This is a genomic window from Bacillus sp. BC05(2025), assembly GCF_056725905.1.
Genome location: NZ_JBWYRA010000005.1, coordinates 1 through 17097, shown reverse-complemented (window position 1 = coordinate 17097; position 17097 = coordinate 1). Strand labels below are relative to the sequence as shown.

Sequence of the window (17097 nt, the reverse complement as noted above, 5' to 3'; positions counted from 1 at the left end):
AAGGTATATATATTAGGGGGTACATAAGTAATGATAGATATAATATTCTCATTCTTCTTAGTGGTTACTTATTTCATTATTTATCTCTTTTCAAGTGGAGAAAACAAACAACAAGCAAAAGAAAATCTAAAAGAAGTTATTACGGGTTTTGATGGTAAACTCCTATTAATTACTGTTATTGGAATTATAATCGTGGTAATCTATTTATATTTTTATGGTTTAGGTTTATGAATGTAAACTAAAATCATATCCAAGTATACGAGACAATGGTTCCCCTAGGATGTGCTCATTATGGTGGAGAATGGGACACTGGTGGCCTTTTTGGGGAAGCCAAATGTGTTTATAATAAAAATGATGAATCGGATAATAGATAATATACATAAAGAAAAGGCTCCCATATAAGGGTGCCTTTTCTAATAGTTTTTTAGCAGAAACAAGTACATCCGATAATGATTAATAAAATAAACAATACAACTAATAACGCAAATCCTCCAGCAAAACCGCAGCCTTCACCGCAAGTACCACCATATCCCATAACAATAGTTCCTCCTTTAGATCAGAGGGTAAAACTAGGGTTCATTCCATGCATTTAATGGGTTCACTTTACCTTATGTTTTTAGGAATGAATTGAGCAGGTCCTTGTGAAAATAAAGAAAATCCAAATTAAGGCGCCTTTTCTTTTGAAATTTCCTGTGTTATTAGCCCTTTTTACTACATATTTTATGTATAAATTGTTTTAGGGAGGGGGATAAGTCATGGCATTGACTGTAAATGATATTTGTATCGATGTGTGTCTTAAAGTTACAACTACTCCTGGGGGTGGGGTAGAATCAGTTGTAAGTGGTGGAGAAGAATGCGGATCTAGCCCAAGTATAGTAATTAATCCTGATGGATCAATTGCTATTATACTGCCATTAGTAGCTTGTTTCTCAATTACATTAAATGACGACTTAAGTGTTGTAACGTCTTTAACAAGCTTGTCCTTTAAAACTTCTTAAGCGAGGTACTAATTTTATAGTGTTACAGAGTAATGAAATTCTATTGAAAGGTCTCCTTAGGAACCTTTCTTTTTTTTGATGAACTTTTAGAGGGAGTGTGAGAAAGGAGATTAATCAAACAAGATAAAGACACCCTAAGGTGCCTTCTCTTGTTGTGGTAAATAAGAAGTAAGGTTTCCATTTTAACTGAAAAAATAGAACAGGTGCTTAGATTTTATCACGATTTTTTTCTGAATGAACATGCATTATTACATATCATTAAAAATTCCTCTATTTTCCATTTGATAAAATGAATTACCAATATTGATAAGATTCAAATAAATATTTCTACAAATTCAAAATATTTACAAAAATTACAAAAGTGATACATTTAAGGTGCAAGTTAAAAAAATATTTGAGGGGGAATTTTTATGTTCAAGAAATTAGTAGTTGGAACATTGGCAACTGGTATTATGTTATCTGGAGGAATTGGAGCTTCAGCAGCAAGTATGGACAATACGGAAAGTCCAGTAAAGTCTGTGCAAACGGTCGCATGTGAACTACCTTCTGGCGTCAAAAAGCTTTCTAATGGTAAGTATGAAAGATACACTCCACCTTATAATGGGAAATTTGCAAATTATTATACTGAAAAGATCTGTGGTGGTACAATGCACTGGTACTTTAAAGGTACTACTCCTGATAAATCATTGGGACGATATGAAGGACATCTTCTGTAAAATGGGCAACACCCACATTTTAATGAAAATATACTCTAAACAAAAAACTATAATAAGCTGTCCATATGGGCAGCTTATTTACATAAAAAAGATACCCTAAGGTGCCTTCCTCCGACTTGAACCACTTTAATTTTAATAATATATATTGGACGCTAATCCAAATAGCATTTTACTACGTTAAGTTGTTTTGTTACTTGCTACACATATTTACTTTTTCTTGATACTTAATAATATGCTCTTTTGTTGCTGGATTTTGTTCGCCATTCTTTAATTGTTCAAGAACATTTTTTGCTTCATCACAACTCATTTTTTCTCGTTCTTTATCCTCAAATGATTGAGCTCTCCTTTTTGCATACTCTAAACTTTCTTGTTCCTCACGTGCTTCTTTCTCTGTCTTCTTTTGAGTTGCTTCTCTTTGTTTTTGCACTTGTGCTTCTTGCTGTTTATGGACTTGTTCCTGCTTTTGACGTTGTTGTTCTTGCTTCGCTTTTTCTTCAGCTTGTCGGTGCGTCTCAGCTTCTTGACGTTGCTGCATCAGTAAGTGGGGCAGATGAAATATTGAAGTATAAAGAGTTGCTAGATCAAGGAATTATTACTGAGGAAGATTTCCAAGCGAAGAAAAAGCAATTATTAGGAATTTAAAAAAGCGCTCATATGAGCGCTTTTTTTATTTTAAACCAAATTGAGATTTATTTTGTAATTTTCCTTCTTGGAACATGAAGTTAGCATTAGCGCCAAATCCTTTTTCCCCATCCCATTTATACATAATTGTATGGAATTGTTCGCCAGCTTGACCGGACTCTGATAAAACTTCCCCGTCGCTACCGATAATAGCTTTAACTTCGTCATAACTCATTCCGTTTTGAATTTGATCGAATTCAGCTTTACTAATTCCAGGTTTATTTTTTGGAGCTTCCTCTTTTTTTGGTTCTTCTTTCTTCACTTCTTCTTTTTTAGGCTCTTCTTTAGTAGCCGGAGCTTGTGTCTCTTGTTTTGGTTCAGAAGAAGTTGTTTCTTTCTTGTCATCCCCTCCACCTAATGCCGCCGCAATAGCACCAAGCACGATTAAACCGATAAATCCTAAACACCCAAACTTAAAAATTTTACCCATTATGTAGTTCCTCCAGTGATAAATTGTAAGATTTCCGAAACTATCATATCAGATGACCCGCTTGCATTATGTCGTTTTTTGTCGAACAAAAAAAAAAAAAGAGAGCTGTAGCTCTCTTTTTCAATTAATAGCAACTAAGGATGCCTCAATGATGTATCGTTCCGGTGCATCCCCAATATAGTTAAATGGATAACATGTAGTTAGTGTTAATGTTGGTTTATCTTTTACGACAATTACAGTACGATCATTTGCATCTGTAATCCAGTGTTTTTGAATTTGATAAATGTATACTCTTTTATCATACTCAACTAAAATATAATCATTTTCTTGTAACTCTCCCAATTTAGTAAATACCGTATCACGATGTCCACTTAAAACAGTATGTCCATTACCAGAAGGAGTGGTTGTAATATCACTAACAAACATTCCTACCCCTTTTTTTAAAGTTTTGGCATCAGCACCCCAGTACACTTGATATTTCTGTTTAGTTTTCGGTATAACCATATAGGCGATTTGTTCTCCCATTTGATGCTGAACTTGAGAAGCTGGAATCTGTTTTTGTGATTCTGATATTGGTTCACTAGTGTTTGTAAAATTAGATTCTTGATTTGGTAGAGTGTGTTGAGATTGTTCTTTGTTTGACTCATTGTTGACATCTTTTTCATCTTTAGTGACAGGTTTAATATTTTGATATTGTTGAATTTCAGTACTAGTTAAGGCTTCAACAGTTTTTCTTGCATCATACCAATCTATAAAGTAATAAACAAAAGCAAAAGAACCTATAGTAATTAATAAAACTCCCAACCAATTAAGTTTTTTCAAGTTTATCACTCCACATTAAAAACGACAGGAACATTCCTGTCGTTTCTAGCTATTAGTTTAGGCATTTGTTTTTTTACGACGGAATACAAGAATTGAACCTGCTAATACTAAAGCAGCACTTGCAAGCATCATTGTAATACTGTTCGATGCTGTATTAGGTAATTTTTCACCTTGTTTTTTTGTTTCAGCCTTTACAGCTGTTTGTTTAGTTTGCTCTTGCTTATTGTTTGTTGCTTGGTTGTTTTGTTGTGTATTTTCTTGTTTTACAGGTTCTTGTTTAGTATTTTCCTGCTTAACTTGCTCTTGTGGTTTGTTTTCATCTTTTTTAGTAGGCTGTTTACTAGCTAAAAATTGATCGTAATCCCCTTTTTTTACTTCACAAGGTAAACCATCATTGTCACGATCTAAATCATGAGGATCGTTAGTCGCACTGTATCCATTGCTGTGCCAGAATTCCATAACCTCTTGTTTGTTTTTAAAGTGACCACAATTCTTGTCATTTGGATTTTTTTCTGCAAATGCAGCAGAACTGTATCCTACTGTTAATAGTGTGACCGCTGTTGCTGAAGCTAATAGTTTTTTCATGAATTTCTCCCTCTCCCTAAATGGTATGTATTTACATTGGAATATTTTACATTCTAAAAAATAAAAATACAATAATAATTTGTTGATAAATGTAAGATTTCCAAAAAATGATAGCGAATTATTAATTTTTATATTATTATATTTTGTCGAATGAAAATAAAAAAGAGAGCCGTGGTGGCAATACCAACCAATATAGCCAAAAAGTTAAATATGACTATGAATTCTGATGTTTGTGATACTGCGAAGCTGGGAATCGCAGTCCTGAAGAAGTGGATAGAAGATATCCTGACGTTATGGCGGAGTTAAGAGAAATTCATTAATTACAACTGGAAGGGAAATGGGATGCCACGAATTGGAACGGAATTGGAAAAGGAGAATTATACAATGGCGTTGCAACAGGGGGAGTACATGAAGAAATCGCTTCTAAATTTATATATCAATTTAGAAGAGTTGGACTTAGTGTTTGATGAGAGTGAAGTGATTCAATTACGAAAAATGTGGGATGAGGATAAAGATATTCTTGAAATAGCAAAAGAGTTAGGAAGACATCAACTAGAAAATGTCGCATTAATTATGTAGCAAGCAGATAAGAACAAAATTAAATCTCGTCCAATAGGGTTAGGGGCATGAAATAACTAACAATGGGGGATGTAATCGGAAGTTTTGATTATACCGCAACAAGTACCGTAGACAAATTCTTGAAGCGTAATAGTGTTATGACGTACTCAGTAGAGTTTTACGATAAAGATGAGAAGTGGAAGAGCTTCGTTGGTTTGAGACGAAGTTTGAAGGCGAAACGATAAAAGTGGCTAAGAAGAAATACGGAAATATACAGGTTCTCACCACGTATATTTCTGATAGAACCTTAGAAGAGATAATGAATTTAGATTAGGAGACATAGCGTTATGACGTGTGATCAAATCAGCTATATTTAGGAAATTATTTGATAATTCTGGGAATATCATAAAAGCGTTATCTGAAAAAAGGACCTCTTACAGAAAGATAGGAGGTCATCAAAAAATGTTGTATTGGAAACACGTGATGTTTCACAAAAGAATTATAATATAAATTTATATATTAAGTATATATGATTCTAAGGGTGGAATGAATAAAAATATACAAAATTCTTATTTAAATGAAGAAGCCCTAGGATTAGGGGGCTAGGGCTTCAAGTCATGGTATATCTCACACGATATTATAAAAAAGAACGTAATAAAGATAACACACGAATGTTTCATAAATGTATCAAAAAAGTTATTTTAATTGTTGTAGCCCCTTGGAGGGCGCTCCAAGGGGCTAAGAATCGAGAATATTAAACTCTTGTTAATTACATAATAACTCCCTAAGGAGTATATAGGGAATTTTAACACTTAACTAATATTTTTTACAACTATATATTCAAATTTTTATATAAAAAATGGTCCTTACTACTATGTAAGAGCCCCATGAACAAAAAAAGGTCTTATATGACTCTATATAAGAATCATAATAATAGTTTAACAATTTCATGTATAGTTGTCTATATATGAATGGCGTAGTAGAACTAACAAAATATTATTTTATTTAAAAGGGAAATGAGAAATGATTGAACAGGTTGAGATTGAAGGGCAGTTATCAATATTTGATATAGATGAAACAAAGATTAAGCTGTATGAAGTCTTGAAAGCTAATGGCTACCATTACGAGATTAGGAGTTATTACCTATACAATAATTACATGGAGAAAGTTAAGTACTTCTTTATTAGAACTACAGATAACACAATTATTGATATGTGTTTAAGCCAGTTCCCTGAAGTGTTTGCAGTATACGAGGGATTCACTCAAACGCAGATCAAGAAGATATATATATAGGGAGATTGTAATAGTGCTATTTTATAAAAAAAGAGAAGCCCTTAATTAGGTCGCTCCTCTTAATGCCAATATACAATAACTATTTCATTATAATCTATGGGCATAAAATATTTAATAATTATCTTCATGGTAAAAATTTCATTTTGTATGTATTTTTAATACGAAAAGAGCACCTAATAAAGTGCTCTTGTGACGAGATTATCCGCTTGTAAAGAAAAACTTATTTTATATAGAAAGGAACACAGAATGTTATATGTGTTTCTTGTCAATTCAGTGCCTTTTTACAAAAAAAGAGCAGCTAGCAAAAGCTAACTGCTCAATACAAGGAGATACAGAGAAAATTAAATGGATTTTGGCATACAGCCTATCAACATTATGGACATAATATTGGGTTTTATTCGAAGGAATTCATGTTTTATAAATCAGATTATGATAGTCGATATTCTCCATATTGACATTCTTTTACTAAATAGCCAACAGCACTAATTGCTAGGAGAATAAAAAGAATAAGTTCTAGTGTAACTGGCATTTGACCAACTCCTAATTCATTGATTAATTTAGTATATAACGATTATAAGATGTTTTTGTGTTTAATGGTGAAAAATTAAATAAAATTATCTCTAGATGAAAAAAGGCCCCGTTGTCTCCAACAGGACCTTTCCTAAAATGGCAAAGAGTAACTCTTACCTTACTCTTCTGCTATATAATACACCATATTTGACTATTTGTGTAGAAAAATGTCGAAATATGCAATGTTTCATATCGGCTATAAGCACATGAAGAAGTGAGACTGATAATTAAATAAAAACGCTATTTCATAGAAAAGGGGATTTGAATAGCGAATTTAAGCAGTATGTCGTTCATAAGCTACACGCTTAAAAAAATAAATATGCCCTAGCGTCGTGCATGGCTAGGGCATAAAAGTTAGTTAGTAAATATCTTCGTAATAACACTAACATATTATTTGTTTCTAATGTTAGGAATTAAGGATGTTTAAATTAAATTTCGAAAAATCTTAATAAAAATTTCATTTTGTAGAAAAGGGGGAATGGATATGGAGGATACTCTAGATCTTTTACAGGACTCAATTGATTTATTAATAAACCTTAGGGATTGGATGTATGTTGTACTAAAAATGGAAGCAAGAGGGTTTAGTGCTGACAAAGAATATTGGTTTAATTACGAAGACCTTAAGATGTTTAGAACAACAGATGAAGTCGGTATAGTTGTTAAAAATGATAAAGGGACTTTTGAACATTTTAGCTACAGTGAATTCTTATCATTTTTTGAGTGCAGATAAAAGGGCAGCTAGCAAAAGCTAACTGCTCTTATAAGGAAATCGGAGAAAGATAACCATTTGTCTACATTATTGACGGGATGTTGAGTTTTATTCACAAAGAATCACGTTTAACTTAATGCATAGCCAACGATCAAAGTTAGTGTTAAAAACACTGATAATAAAAGTGTTAGTAGAACTGTCGCTATGCTTCTAAGCATAGCAACCCAATTATCTATTTTAGAAAATCCTTTCATACCAGCAAAAAAAGTTCCTATTGTTAAAACTAGTAAAAAAAATAAAGGATGGATAGGTAGCGAATTTATAATAAACAATTTCGTTTCAGGTGAGGCTATCGAACCAATTTCAAGATATAAGAGGAATAAACCAATGCAAATAAAAGAAAAAATAAAGGACCATAGATTAATGTTATGTTTCATTGCTTTCTCCTATGTAATTAAAATATTTACATTTGATTTTACTGGAAAATTAAAGGGAAAGATAGCGATTATAATTCGAAATAAATTTTTTTAAAAATACTCCTTTTACGAAAAAAAGGTCCCGTTGTCTCCAACAGGACCTTTCCTAAAATGGCAAAGGGTAACTCTTACCTTACTCTTTGTTCATATATTACAAGGTTTTTAAAGGAAATCCAAGTCTCTTCATATTGAGAAATAAAGAAGAATCATTATAAAGAATTTTATATTTTTTCATAAATAAATGAGCAGCTAGCAAAAACTAACTGCTCGGCTGGTTCTCCAAGGGGGAAAGGAGAAAGGTTAGGGACTTCATTAAATGAGTTCTGGCCATCGCCTATCTATATTATTGACGGAATATTTAGTTTTATTCAGTCGATTACGTTAAATGTTTGACGATATAGTCTTTTATTAGTAAAAAAGCTGCAAGGAGAAACATTACGTCAATTGAGAACCAAAACATATCTTTTTGAGGTTTCTTAAACTCTGATATTATGGAAAACATTAAAAATAAGGCAATGGTTATTACAATACAGAGTTTAATCATATCAGACATTTATAGCACTCCTAACATTTAATCCTTTTTATTATATAGCTATTTCCAATGTTGAGGAATTTAAAAAGTGTTTTATGAGAATTCAAACAAAATAATCCTTTTAATAGAAAGCGAGGAATAACAGTGGGACAAGGTAACAGCGGAATGGCGTTTGAAAAGCTTATTAATCTATCGAATGAAATGTATCAAAGAGAGGGAGTGGCGCTTATAAACAAGCGTCCGACTCCTGTAAAGGTATTAAAAATGGTTTATGGCCGTGTGAAGGATGGTTATTACGAATCTAAAAGTAAAGTAGATTATGACGGCGTATATAAGGGACGAGCTATAGCGTTTGAAGCGAAGTCTACAAATGAGATAAATCGATTTAATCTGAAGAACATTGCGCAGCACCAATTAGATTACTTAGATAAAGCAGAGAAGATGGGAGCGATATGTTTCTTCCTTATCGAATTTAGTAAAGATTAGTCAGTATTCGCAGTACCGTTATCTGTTATTCAATCTTCCGTAAGGATGTCACAGTAGCCAAAAGGCAAGAAGTCGATATCAAGAGCAGACTTTGATATTTACGGATACTTAGTAGAACAGACAGAACGAGCGCCAGTGGATTACTTACAATACGTAATAGGTTAAATAGGGGGGAATTGATAAAACATATCTTTTGTATTATTTAATACGAATATATATAATTATATTGATGTTATTATATTAACTAGTTAAAAATGGGGAAAGAATAATGAAGATTAAATTTGCTGTGGTTAAAGATGAAAATTTTGACTTTACTTTATTAGAAACAAAATTGTTAAAAACTTTTAAAGAAGTGGATAATGTAGCAATAGTTGAAAAGATTGAAGATAAAATTTTTGAAAAAGGTGATGTACCAACCCATTTGGCGGAGATTACTATTAATGTTACAGGAAAGAATATCGGATATAGATCAGTTTCAGCTAGTGTATTTATTGTTCTTGAAAGTCTATCAATAAAACTATTCAATATTAATATTAGTATACATTAAGCATCCAATACGGGTGCTTTTTTCTTTGTTGTATAGAAATTACACATTAAACGTGAATTTGAAAAAAATGGACATTTAGATTAAAGGATATCTATATAAAAAGGTAGAATCTAATTATTTGGTTCACATTTTAATCCAAGGGGTACAAATTCGATGCGGCGTGAAAAGGATTTGTTAAAACAATGGAAGGTGGATTTACAAGCTATTCAAGAAGAGAAAAGACTGAAGAAGAAGGCTAAAAAAAAGAATAAGAAATTTAGCATTCCGTGTAATACAGCTGACTTCATGAACAGCAAGAATACTTATCATAAAGAGAACGGGGTATGGAAGCAAAGAAATAAATAATATGAGGATAAATAAGTTTGACTAAGTTTATAGCACTTATTGTAGGTGCTACCGTAATCTGGGCGGCGTCTTGTTTGTTGTTAAGGAAAGATAAGGGGGAAATAAAAAAAGAGAGCTAATGCTCTCTTTTTTGGATGTGGTAATTAATCGCAGATTGGTATTCCAAGCACTCTTAGAGCTAATGCTACTTGAAGAGAAATCTCTAATCTAGCAATTTCAATACCAGCTACTGAGAGAACTAAAAAAGGTTGTCCATTTACAAACACAACGCAACTATCCATGGTTACGCCTCCTTTCTAGCAATCTACTATAGTATATGAATTTAACGTTAATACGTAATGGTTAGATTAATTGATTTGATAAAATTGATAGATTAGCCCATTTAAACAAAAGAAACGAACACAACGATTGAAAATGGAGAAGTGAGATAGACTTGCAAATTAAAGAATTATTAATCTAAAATACAAAACATAGACTAGTAAACAAACTATTTCTACCTTTTAACCATAGAATATGATGAATTCTATTTTTAGAGGAGGGAATCATATCTATGGGATGGAATAATAATTTTGGACATTCTCGAGATTGTAATAGCTTTTGGGATGATTTAGTATTTTGCGGATGCGGTCGTAGACGTAGAAGAAACGATTTTAACGACTGTCATTGTAGACGCGACTGTGATTGTGATGAGTGTCGTCATAGACGCAATCATGACCGCGATCGTGAGCATAATCATGATGATCGTCGAGATTGATAAAGCCTTTTTAAAGAGTGCATATCTTAATCGCACTCTTTTTTTATTATGTTTTTATTTGGTGATAAGACGAACTTCACGTAGCCTATCAGCTGCTTTTTATTTAAAAAAAGAACCTGCGGGTTTGCAGGTTCTCTTGATAATGATTTATGAAGTAAGACCCAAAAATATAATACAATGATTCAAAAATGAGTTCAAGAGTGTTTGGTAATTCAAGCCGCCCTATAGTCTTTGTTTTTAAGTTTCTTTCTAATATCCATAAATCCGATAATCATTATCGCCATGCATATTAACTTGAGCCAACGAATCTCCTGATGGTACATTAGCCCAGAGAAGAATTCATAGGCATATAACAAACCGACAATTGGAAATAGCCAAGTCATAAATTTCAAATCTTTTAGATGAAACTTATAATTATTAATTTTTTCCACATTTGTATCAACTTCTATTGTTATGAGATTCTGTAGTTTTTCTTTTTGAAATCACGCATGTTTAGGATAAAGAATAGGAGGAAGATAACAGCTCCGATGCCATAAATCCAATAGTATGTACGCCCTGTTGTGTATCCGCTATAGATTTCATAAGTAGTCCAAATTATAAGGAGTACTGAACAAACAGTAGAGATCATTAATGAGCCAAAGCTTCTCATGATTTTCACCTCAATTCGAATTGTTAGAACTCACTTGTAATTTTATATTTAAATAAAAAGATTTGTAAGAAGAGAGATTAAAAGAAAGAACCCGCTGGAGTTCGGGTCCTTTTCAGAAGTGATGATGTATTCTCGGCTTGGGAACTGAGAAAATACAAAAATATAGTACAACGAGTTTTAGAGAATTTCAATACTAAATTAGAGTTATTTCGGAGGAGGATGAAGGAACCAAGGTAGTGATAAAATATATGCGTTTTTAAAAAATGAGTAGGATATCTTAAGGAAACATAAAATTATTGGAATTTTTGTATGAATTCATTAATATGGAATTATATTTATTGTTTAATTGATTCCGTTTATTCCCACACCTTTTTTTGTGTTGTTTTCAAGTCTGTTTGATTGGTAGTACCAATTATTACACTGGGCAAAAATTATTATCTAGGGGATTTATTTATGATGTGCGAGACGTTCTCGTGTAAGTAATACGCAAGTATAAGCGACAACGAGGACTGTTCTTAATTGTAGTAACACTCCAAACAATAAAGAACAGGATAACTGTTCAGACGAGCGGTAGGAATGATGGAGTAACGTTCTAAAACTACCCCAGTGATATTCCCGACTGCATACGTTAGGCATAGCGTGATGTTGGAAGCAGGGTAAAACATGCAGTCACTATCCGTAGTACCTAATTGGGTAACCGAAAGCCATACGGAGTAATAAACCAAATGGAACTGATAAAGTACTGTATGCTGTCAACCGACACGGTGAGAATGTGTAAACACTGACGAACTTGCGAATGTACGCCTCGAAAATAAAACGAGTTAGAAATGACTCGGAGCCTGAAAATATGGCTTGTCTAATGGATAAGAGTTTTGGCATAGATAACTATCCTAACGTTGTTACAGGCAACGGAGCTAGACACGGGGTAAAGCGAGCACCTAAATCGGAGATCGAAAGATCTTTAAAACAATGATAGTCTGAACGGAACGTCGAAAGCTGTTAACGTTGAGTCTATGACTCTATCGGCGGATAAAGTTGGATAGGAAACGCAAAAGCGAGGGAATTATCCTTAGTAGCAGTGAGAGTAGTGGCACGACCAGCAAAACAAGCAGGGGAAATCTATTTGTATCATGTTCATTTTAATGGATGTGTACGGGATTTCCTTTTTTTATTGGAAAGATGTTTTAGAGGGACGAGTTTTTGCTTTACTGCTATCCGTGGTTTTTTAGATGTAGAAGGTTATTCACTTAAGAAATGGAAACCAATTCTACGTACCTTCGTGTATCACATGAATTAACATGGAATGATTTACTTACGAAAAAGGTTACGACTCGTAAGAAATCGGCAGCCGCTTGAAGTAGGAAACTGCCAGATACTTTGCAAAGAAAAGGGCCAGAAGTAGAAATTGCTACCAAACCTGAAGACGTAGTTACTATGTTTGGGTTAAAAGGAATGCAATTTGGGCATTATTGCACCGAACAATATGCAAAAGAGCATATTGGGCATGTATCTGAAGCGTTATATGATTTGTCACGTATATTGGGGATTCCACCTGAGTATATAGGGTTAGGGGGACGCTTAGGACTTGCTATTGGCGCGAGAGGAAGTGGCCATGTATTAGCACATTATGAACCATCTACCAAAGTAATTAATTTAACTCGTGATAATGGAGTTGGTGCATTGTGTCATGAATGGGGCCATGCATTGGATTATTTCTTATATGATTGTAGTCATGATTTTCAAAATGGTAGCATTGCTTTCTTATCAACAGGCAAGAGTATCGGGAATATCTTGCCTGCTATTATCAAGGAAAAGATGCAAGCGGTTGTAGATGCTTGTAAACAAGGAAAAGTGGCCAGAGTAATCAACGTGGAAAATGCCTACAGTCGAAAGTGGTATTTCTATGGTGATTTTATTGATAGTTATGATGTGTTTAAAGGCAATGTTTCAAATGTTTTAGAATCTCATCATGCTAGTTTATGCAGGAAGCTTAATACTTTATCGGGAGCAACAAAGACGCGTATGGAACGTAAGATTGAAAAGGAATTTGAAAGAACTGCACAAATGTTGGCTGCTTATCATTATAAAAAAACAGGTGATAAACTTGATGAAATATCTTATCAAGCGAAAGGGTCTGTGTACTATGATACAGCAAATAAATTAGATAAGAAGCGAACCAAAAAGTATTGGTCTACAAATCACGAGATGTTTGCTAGAGCATTTGAAGCATATGTAGAATCGGCTTTGCTAGATCAAGAACATAGAAGCGATTATTTAGTTTGTGATACGCATTCATTTGTATATCCACTAGGTGAACAAAGGGAATATTTAAATAGAAGTATAAAGAGTTTAATGGAAATAATAGTTCCATATATAATAAACAGTATACAAGGAGTGGGAAAAGATGAACTATAACATACAAAAAGGACAGTTTCGTTTAACGACTGCACATCCAAGAGGAAGTTGGTGGGAATTTTATCGTGTGCCATGTCCAATTTGTAATAGGATTGGAAACTGTATGCTGTATGTTTCGCAGGAGAAAGTAGCATGTACCCGTGTGGAAAGTAAATGGGTATACGGTAAAAATTCAAGTAATCCAAGTTATATCCATTATCTAAATCGTAAGAAGCAATACCAATTACCAGATGTAGATGTGGTAAAGGGACATAGTAAGCGTAGTAACGAAGAATTAGATGTATTTAATCGTAATTTAATCGGATTTTTGCCGTTAGAGGAGAAGCATCATATACATTTACTGCAAGAGAGAAAAATGACTGAAGAAGAAGTACAGGTACGTCAATATCGTTCTTTTTTAAAGCAACAAATTGTATTAGAAGATGATAATACATACACAACTATTTGGGAGAAGTTATTTAAACAAATTGGTAAAAAAGACTGTTGGAAGGGAGTGCCTGGCTTTTATGAAATGCAGAAAGGACAACTTTCTCTTCGTTTAATGGCAGGTTTTCCAGGAATTATGATTCCGTTCCGAAACCAATATAATCAAATTGTTGGTTGGCAAGTACGTGTAGATGAAGTAAAGAACTCTGTTCATGTGAAATCTGGACCTACAGGTATACAAGCTGAACTAGTCCAACAGCCTAATGTTGCGAAAATAATGAAAAACGGTGATTGTATCTATGAAGGAAAACTAGAAATAGGGAAAAATAAAGAGTTATTAATCGGCGGGGAAAAAGTGGTTGTAAAGATACATAAAGGTCAAAAATATTTATGGATCTCTTCAGCAAACAAAAATGAAGGAACCGGTGCGGGAGGTAGTGAAAATCCACTCCCTGTACATGTAGCGGTACCAAGCTCACATTTGAAACATTGGAAGTCTGGTACGCTGCACAAAACAAAATCTGTGATGATCACAGAAGGCCCTATGAAAGCAGATTTGATTGCTGATTTACTTCCTCAAAGGTTGAATAAAGAGGGAATATCTAGTGTAGGGACAACAGTTCTTGCAATTCCGGGTGTAAATGCATGGAGAATCGTTATGCCTGTACTAAAAGATATGGATGTAGAAAATGTGTATTTAGCATTTGATGCAGATTTAGTTGAGAATCAAAAAGTAAGAGAGGCCTTAATCGCGTTTGCGACAGAGTTAAAGAAAGAAGGCTATAACGTAATTATTGCTGCATGGAACCCCGCACAAGGGAAAGGTCTGGATGATGCCATGCAAGCTTCTTTCAAGCCAGTTTTCCGCACAATATAATAAATCGTAACAATTTAACTAGGGGATTTTATATAAAAGAAAGGTGTGCATTCCGATATGGATCTTATGCAACAATTGATGGACGTAGATAAAAAAGTTAGGGAACAAGAAAGAATGGAACTCATTCAACGATTTTACAATGAAGGAGTTTCTATCATGACAATTGCAAATGCGACAAATATGTGTGAAGAGGATATTTCTTATATATTAAATAACTAGTAGCCATATTTGGTGAGGTGAATAGAGGAGAAAAAGATAGAATTGTAATTCTATCTTTTTTTATGCTCTTAAATACAATTTTAAAACGAGAAAGGTAGAGGGAGAACATGAGTGTATATGTAAAAAAGAATTTAGTAAATTTACGAGTTGATTATGCTTTTAAGCGTCTATTTGGAGTAGAAGGAAATGAAGATATATTAATTGGATTTCTTAATGCAGTACTACAATCATCTATTAATGAAGAAATCACTTCTTTGCACTTAGATGATCCGCATCTTCCAAGAGAACAAAAGGACGATAAATTGTCTATTTTAGATTTGCGAGCTACGCTAAATAATGGTATAAAAATTAATATAGAGATTCAAGTTCGAGACAAAAAAGATATGATAGAGCGTTCTTTGTTCTACTGGTCAGGCATGTATTATTCCCAAATGACTCAAGAATGAAGTACAAGGAATTAAGACCAACAATTTGTATTAATATAGTGGATTTCATTCTGTTTCCAGAAGAGAAAGATTTTCATAATGTTAATACAGTGATGAATAAGAAATCTAAGCGTATCATTACCGAAAATATGCAGTTGCATTTTCTTGAAATTCCGAAAGTGATTCAAGAATGGCAAGGAGAACGAATGAATCCGTGGGAAGATTCTTTAGCGCGTTGGTTGTTATTATTTCCTGCGCATGAGGACGAGAGATTAACAACAATCCTGGAGGCGATAGCAATGGAAAAAGATCCAGTTTTGAAAAAAGCAATAGAGGATTGGGAACGTTTAAGTAGCGATAAGGACTTTTTACGCTTATATGAGGCTAGAGAAAAAGCAATAAAAGATAGAATATCAGAAATAGAAACAGCAGAAGAAAAAGGTGCAAAAGAAACCAAAATACAATTAATTCAAAACATGATTAAAGTAGGTGTACCTATAGAGAAAGTTGCGGAAGCTGCTGAATTAAGTATGGAAGAGGTTAATAAGCTTTTACAAAATAAATAGTAGAGAACAGTGGTGAAAACAGGTAATTGCTTTATACATGCAATTACCTGTTTTTTTATTTTCACCCATGTAATTAATATTTCGAAGAGAATTTTAGTGTATAAACCTTTTTCATAATTTATTGTATTTAAAATTTTTAAATACAGTAAAAAGGAATATATTGCATGTTCTAATTTATAGAATTAAGATATAAAGATATGGATGTGCATTGAACTTCTGTAATGAGTCTAACTTATTAGTTTAGATGAAGTAGTTGAGTGTACTCAAGTATTATATTGAGGGGAAAAAATCATATAAACTTAATTTGAATGAAGGAGATAATTTATGAAACTTAAACAGAAGGTATTAGTGGGCGGTATTATGTTGGCGACAGCATTAACACCAATGATAAATGCGCAGGCAGAAGGTAAAAGGTTTAATGATGTTCCACAAGGCCATTGGTCTTTTAATGCTATTACAGATTTAGCAAATAAAAATATTATTGCAGGTTATGGAAATGGTATGTTTGGTTTTGGTGATAATATAACTCGTGGTCAAGTAGCTAGAATGATTTATGCTTACTTGAAGCCTGCAGATGAACCTAATATTAAAAATCCATTTACTGATGTCAAAGGGCATATGTTTGAAAAAGAAATCTTATCTCTTACTAAAGTTGGTATTATGAGTGGCTATGGTGATGGGAAATTTGGACCTGACAATATCTTAACACGTGAGCAGTTAGCTGCTGTGTTAACAAAAGCCTTTAATTTAAAAGCAACAGCAACTACCACTTTTAAAGATGTGGAAAAAAACTATTGGGCTACGAATGCTATCAGTGCATTACAAGAAAATAAAATTGCTGCTGGTTCAGGGAACAATATGTTTGAGCCAAAAATGGTTGTAACACGTGAGCAATATGCGCAATTTTTATACAGTGCAATTAATATGAAAGAGAAACCAACAACAGAACCAGAGAAACCAGAAAAAGATAAAAACGATGGTACGACAACAAATCCTGTAGATCTACTGCCCCCTACTC

Annotated in this window: 20 protein-coding genes and 7 pseudogenes; 19 read left to right on the top strand and 8 right to left on the bottom strand. The window is 33.4% G+C overall.

Annotation, left to right across the window (positions count from 1 at the left end):
* Positions 1–30 precede the first annotated feature (30 nt).
* Positions 31–231, top strand: coding sequence for a hypothetical protein (locus ACZ76X_RS17595; RefSeq protein ID WP_479851197.1), 201 nt, complete (start codon positions 31–33; stop codon positions 229–231).
* A gap of 193 nt (positions 232–424) precedes the next feature.
* Here ACZ76X_RS17595 and ACZ76X_RS17590 read toward each other — a convergent pair whose 3' ends face one another.
* Complete coding sequence (locus ACZ76X_RS17590) at positions 425–535, bottom strand: YjcZ family sporulation protein (RefSeq protein ID WP_000540384.1); 111 nt, start codon at positions 533–535, stop codon at positions 425–427.
* Between the two features lie 220 nt (positions 536–755).
* Between ACZ76X_RS17590 and ACZ76X_RS17585 the strand changes: the two genes are divergently transcribed.
* Together ACZ76X_RS17585 and ACZ76X_RS17580 are read left to right on the top strand one after the other, a co-directional pair.
* Complete coding sequence (locus ACZ76X_RS17585) at positions 756–998, top strand: hypothetical protein (protein WP_479851196.1); 243 nt, start codon at positions 756–758, stop codon at positions 996–998.
* A gap of 410 nt (positions 999–1408) precedes the next feature.
* Positions 1409–1714 (top strand): hypothetical protein, encoded by a 306-nt coding sequence (locus ACZ76X_RS17580; RefSeq protein ID WP_479851195.1) that lies wholly within the window; start codon positions 1409–1411, stop codon positions 1712–1714.
* A gap of 190 nt (positions 1715–1904) precedes the next feature.
* On the opposite strand, the pseudogene ACZ76X_RS17575 reads toward ACZ76X_RS17580, so the two are convergent.
* Positions 1905–2246, bottom strand: a pseudogene (locus ACZ76X_RS17575) (hypothetical protein); the annotation flags it as partial.
* Here ACZ76X_RS17575 and ACZ76X_RS17570 point away from each other — a divergent pair.
* Positions 2144–2356 (top strand): SHOCT domain-containing protein, encoded by a 213-nt coding sequence (locus tag ACZ76X_RS17570; protein WP_479851194.1) that lies wholly within the window; start codon positions 2144–2146, stop codon positions 2354–2356. The pseudogene ACZ76X_RS17575 and the gene ACZ76X_RS17570 overlap by 103 nt on opposite strands.
* 25 nt (positions 2357–2381) lie before the next feature.
* Here the strand turns inward: ACZ76X_RS17570 and ACZ76X_RS17565 are convergent, their stop codons facing one another.
* The 3 genes from ACZ76X_RS17565 to ACZ76X_RS17555 all read right to left on the bottom strand — a co-directional run bounded on the left by ACZ76X_RS17565 (position 2382) and on the right by ACZ76X_RS17555 (position 4232).
* On the bottom strand, positions 2382–2825 hold the full coding sequence (locus ACZ76X_RS17565) for a DUF3862 domain-containing protein (protein WP_147808722.1): 444 nt from the start codon (positions 2823–2825) through the stop codon (positions 2382–2384).
* A gap of 120 nt (positions 2826–2945) precedes the next feature.
* Positions 2946–3647 carry a class D sortase gene (locus ACZ76X_RS17560; protein ID WP_479851193.1) on the bottom strand — a complete coding sequence of 234 codons (702 nt, stop codon included), beginning with the start codon at positions 3645–3647 and terminating at the stop codon, positions 2946–2948.
* 57 nt (positions 3648–3704) lie between these two features.
* Positions 3705–4232, bottom strand: a complete 528-nt coding sequence (locus ACZ76X_RS17555; protein WP_479851192.1) for an excalibur calcium-binding domain-containing protein — start codon at positions 4230–4232, stop codon at positions 3705–3707.
* Between the two features lie 269 nt (positions 4233–4501).
* Here ACZ76X_RS17555 and ACZ76X_RS17550 point away from each other — a divergent pair.
* The 5 genes and pseudogenes from ACZ76X_RS17550 to ACZ76X_RS17530 all read left to right on the top strand — a co-directional run bounded on the left by ACZ76X_RS17550 (position 4502) and on the right by ACZ76X_RS17530 (position 7383).
* Positions 4502–4699 (top strand): annotated as a pseudogene (locus ACZ76X_RS17550) (hypothetical protein).
* The gene (locus ACZ76X_RS17545; protein WP_479851360.1) at positions 4617–4811 is read left to right on the top strand and encodes a helix-turn-helix domain containing protein; all 195 of its coding nucleotides are present in this window, start codon (positions 4617–4619) and stop codon (positions 4809–4811) included. The pseudogene ACZ76X_RS17550 and the gene ACZ76X_RS17545 overlap by 83 nt, the downstream one beginning before the upstream one ends.
* A 62-nt stretch (positions 4812–4873) precedes the next feature.
* Positions 4874–5124, top strand: a pseudogene (locus ACZ76X_RS17540) (hypothetical protein).
* 689 nt (positions 5125–5813) lie between these two features.
* Positions 5814–6083 (top strand): hypothetical protein, encoded by a 270-nt coding sequence (locus ACZ76X_RS17535; RefSeq protein ID WP_479851191.1) that lies wholly within the window; start codon positions 5814–5816, stop codon positions 6081–6083.
* Positions 6084–7137: 1054 nt separating this feature from the next.
* Positions 7138–7383 carry a hypothetical protein gene (locus tag ACZ76X_RS17530; RefSeq protein WP_479851190.1) on the top strand — a complete coding sequence of 82 codons (246 nt, stop codon included), beginning with the start codon at positions 7138–7140 and terminating at the stop codon, positions 7381–7383.
* Between the two features lie 107 nt (positions 7384–7490).
* On the opposite strand, the gene ACZ76X_RS17525 is transcribed toward ACZ76X_RS17530, so the two are convergent.
* The gene (locus ACZ76X_RS17525; protein WP_479851189.1) at positions 7491–7799 is read right to left on the bottom strand and encodes a hypothetical protein; all 309 of its coding nucleotides are present in this window, start codon (positions 7797–7799) and stop codon (positions 7491–7493) included.
* Between the two features lie 715 nt (positions 7800–8514).
* On the opposite strand from ACZ76X_RS17525, the pseudogene ACZ76X_RS17520 reads away from it, so the two are divergent.
* The 3 genes and pseudogenes from ACZ76X_RS17520 to ACZ76X_RS17510 form a co-directional block, all read left to right on the top strand.
* Positions 8515–9012: pseudogene (locus ACZ76X_RS17520) on the top strand (Holliday junction resolvase RecU); the annotation flags it as partial.
* Between the two features lie 112 nt (positions 9013–9124).
* Positions 9125–9403 (top strand): hypothetical protein, encoded by a 279-nt coding sequence (locus ACZ76X_RS17515; RefSeq protein ID WP_479851188.1) that lies wholly within the window; start codon positions 9125–9127, stop codon positions 9401–9403.
* Between the two features lie 153 nt (positions 9404–9556).
* The gene (locus ACZ76X_RS17510; RefSeq protein WP_479851187.1) at positions 9557–9748 is read left to right on the top strand and encodes a hypothetical protein; all 192 of its coding nucleotides are present in this window, start codon (positions 9557–9559) and stop codon (positions 9746–9748) included.
* A 143-nt stretch (positions 9749–9891) separates the two neighbouring features.
* On the opposite strand, the gene ACZ76X_RS17505 is transcribed toward ACZ76X_RS17510, so the two are convergent.
* Positions 9892–10029, bottom strand: a complete 138-nt coding sequence (locus tag ACZ76X_RS17505) for a DUF3956 domain-containing protein (RefSeq protein WP_000376554.1) — start codon at positions 10027–10029, stop codon at positions 9892–9894.
* A gap of 269 nt (positions 10030–10298) precedes the next feature.
* Between ACZ76X_RS17505 and ACZ76X_RS17500 the strand changes: the two genes are divergently transcribed.
* On the top strand, positions 10299–10502 hold the full coding sequence (locus ACZ76X_RS17500) for a hypothetical protein (protein ID WP_479851186.1): 204 nt from the start codon (positions 10299–10301) through the stop codon (positions 10500–10502).
* A 451-nt stretch (positions 10503–10953) separates the two neighbouring features.
* Here the strand turns inward: ACZ76X_RS17500 and ACZ76X_RS17495 are convergent, their stop codons facing one another.
* Positions 10954–11151 carry a hypothetical protein gene (locus ACZ76X_RS17495; RefSeq protein WP_479851185.1) on the bottom strand — a complete coding sequence of 66 codons (198 nt, stop codon included), beginning with the start codon at positions 11149–11151 and terminating at the stop codon, positions 10954–10956.
* Between the two features lie 1093 nt (positions 11152–12244).
* Between ACZ76X_RS17495 and ACZ76X_RS17490 the strand changes: the two are divergent.
* The 6 genes and pseudogenes from ACZ76X_RS17490 to ACZ76X_RS17465 all read left to right on the top strand — a co-directional run.
* Positions 12245–12445: pseudogene (locus ACZ76X_RS17490) on the top strand (hypothetical protein); the annotation flags it as partial.
* Positions 12415–13566, top strand: a pseudogene (locus ACZ76X_RS17485) (LPD1 domain-containing protein); the annotation flags it as partial. The pseudogenes ACZ76X_RS17490 and ACZ76X_RS17485, both read left to right, overlap by 31 nt.
* Positions 13556–14869: a DUF3854 domain-containing protein gene (locus ACZ76X_RS17480; RefSeq protein ID WP_479851184.1), complete on the top strand. Its 1314-nt coding sequence runs from the start codon at positions 13556–13558 to the stop codon at positions 14867–14869. The pseudogene ACZ76X_RS17485 and the gene ACZ76X_RS17480, both read left to right, overlap by 11 nt.
* Before the next feature lie 57 nt (positions 14870–14926).
* Positions 14927–15088: a hypothetical protein gene (locus ACZ76X_RS17475; protein ID WP_479851183.1), complete on the top strand. Its 162-nt coding sequence runs from the start codon at positions 14927–14929 to the stop codon at positions 15086–15088.
* A 107-nt stretch (positions 15089–15195) separates the two neighbouring features.
* Positions 15196–16079, top strand: a pseudogene (locus tag ACZ76X_RS17470) (Rpn family recombination-promoting nuclease/putative transposase).
* A 324-nt stretch (positions 16080–16403) separates the two neighbouring features.
* Positions 16404–17097, top strand: a 694-nt coding sequence (locus tag ACZ76X_RS17465; protein ID WP_479851182.1) for an S-layer homology domain-containing protein, incomplete at its 3' end; no start/stop codon positions are given.

What these genes read in the sequence shown, in the direction of transcription:
- ACZ76X_RS17595 (WP_479851197.1), top strand. Translation starts at nt 31, where the DNA reads ATGATAGATATAATATTCTCATTCTTCTTAGTGGTTACTTATTTCATT.
- ACZ76X_RS17590 (WP_000540384.1), bottom strand. Translation starts at nt 535, where the DNA reads ATGGGATATGGTGGTACTTGCGGTGAAGGCTGCGGTTTTGCTGGAGGA.
- ACZ76X_RS17585 (WP_479851196.1), top strand. Translation starts at nt 756, where the DNA reads ATGGCATTGACTGTAAATGATATTTGTATCGATGTGTGTCTTAAAGTT.
- ACZ76X_RS17580 (WP_479851195.1), top strand. Translation starts at nt 1,409, where the DNA reads ATGTTCAAGAAATTAGTAGTTGGAACATTGGCAACTGGTATTATGTTA.
- ACZ76X_RS17565 (WP_147808722.1), bottom strand. Translation starts at nt 2,825, where the DNA reads ATGGGTAAAATTTTTAAGTTTGGGTGTTTAGGATTTATCGGTTTAATC.
- ACZ76X_RS17555 (WP_479851192.1), bottom strand. Translation starts at nt 4,232, where the DNA reads ATGAAAAAACTATTAGCTTCAGCAACAGCGGTCACACTATTAACAGTA.
- ACZ76X_RS17545 (WP_479851360.1), top strand. Translation starts at nt 4,617, where the DNA reads ATGGCGTTGCAACAGGGGGAGTACATGAAGAAATCGCTTCTAAATTTA.
- ACZ76X_RS17535 (WP_479851191.1), top strand. Translation starts at nt 5,814, where the DNA reads ATGATTGAACAGGTTGAGATTGAAGGGCAGTTATCAATATTTGATATA.
- ACZ76X_RS17530 (WP_479851190.1), top strand. Translation starts at nt 7,138, where the DNA reads ATGGAGGATACTCTAGATCTTTTACAGGACTCAATTGATTTATTAATA.
- ACZ76X_RS17525 (WP_479851189.1), bottom strand. Translation starts at nt 7,799, where the DNA reads ATGAAACATAACATTAATCTATGGTCCTTTATTTTTTCTTTTATTTGC.
- ACZ76X_RS17515 (WP_479851188.1), top strand. Translation starts at nt 9,125, where the DNA reads ATGAAGATTAAATTTGCTGTGGTTAAAGATGAAAATTTTGACTTTACT.
- ACZ76X_RS17510 (WP_479851187.1), top strand. Translation starts at nt 9,557, where the DNA reads ATGCGGCGTGAAAAGGATTTGTTAAAACAATGGAAGGTGGATTTACAA.
- ACZ76X_RS17505 (WP_000376554.1), bottom strand. Translation starts at nt 10,029, where the DNA reads ATGGATAGTTGCGTTGTGTTTGTAAATGGACAACCTTTTTTAGTTCTC.
- ACZ76X_RS17500 (WP_479851186.1), top strand. Translation starts at nt 10,299, where the DNA reads ATGGGATGGAATAATAATTTTGGACATTCTCGAGATTGTAATAGCTTT.
- ACZ76X_RS17495 (WP_479851185.1), bottom strand. Translation starts at nt 11,151, where the DNA reads ATGAGAAGCTTTGGCTCATTAATGATCTCTACTGTTTGTTCAGTACTC.
- ACZ76X_RS17480 (WP_479851184.1), top strand. Translation starts at nt 13,556, where the DNA reads ATGAACTATAACATACAAAAAGGACAGTTTCGTTTAACGACTGCACAT.
- ACZ76X_RS17475 (WP_479851183.1), top strand. Translation starts at nt 14,927, where the DNA reads ATGGATCTTATGCAACAATTGATGGACGTAGATAAAAAAGTTAGGGAA.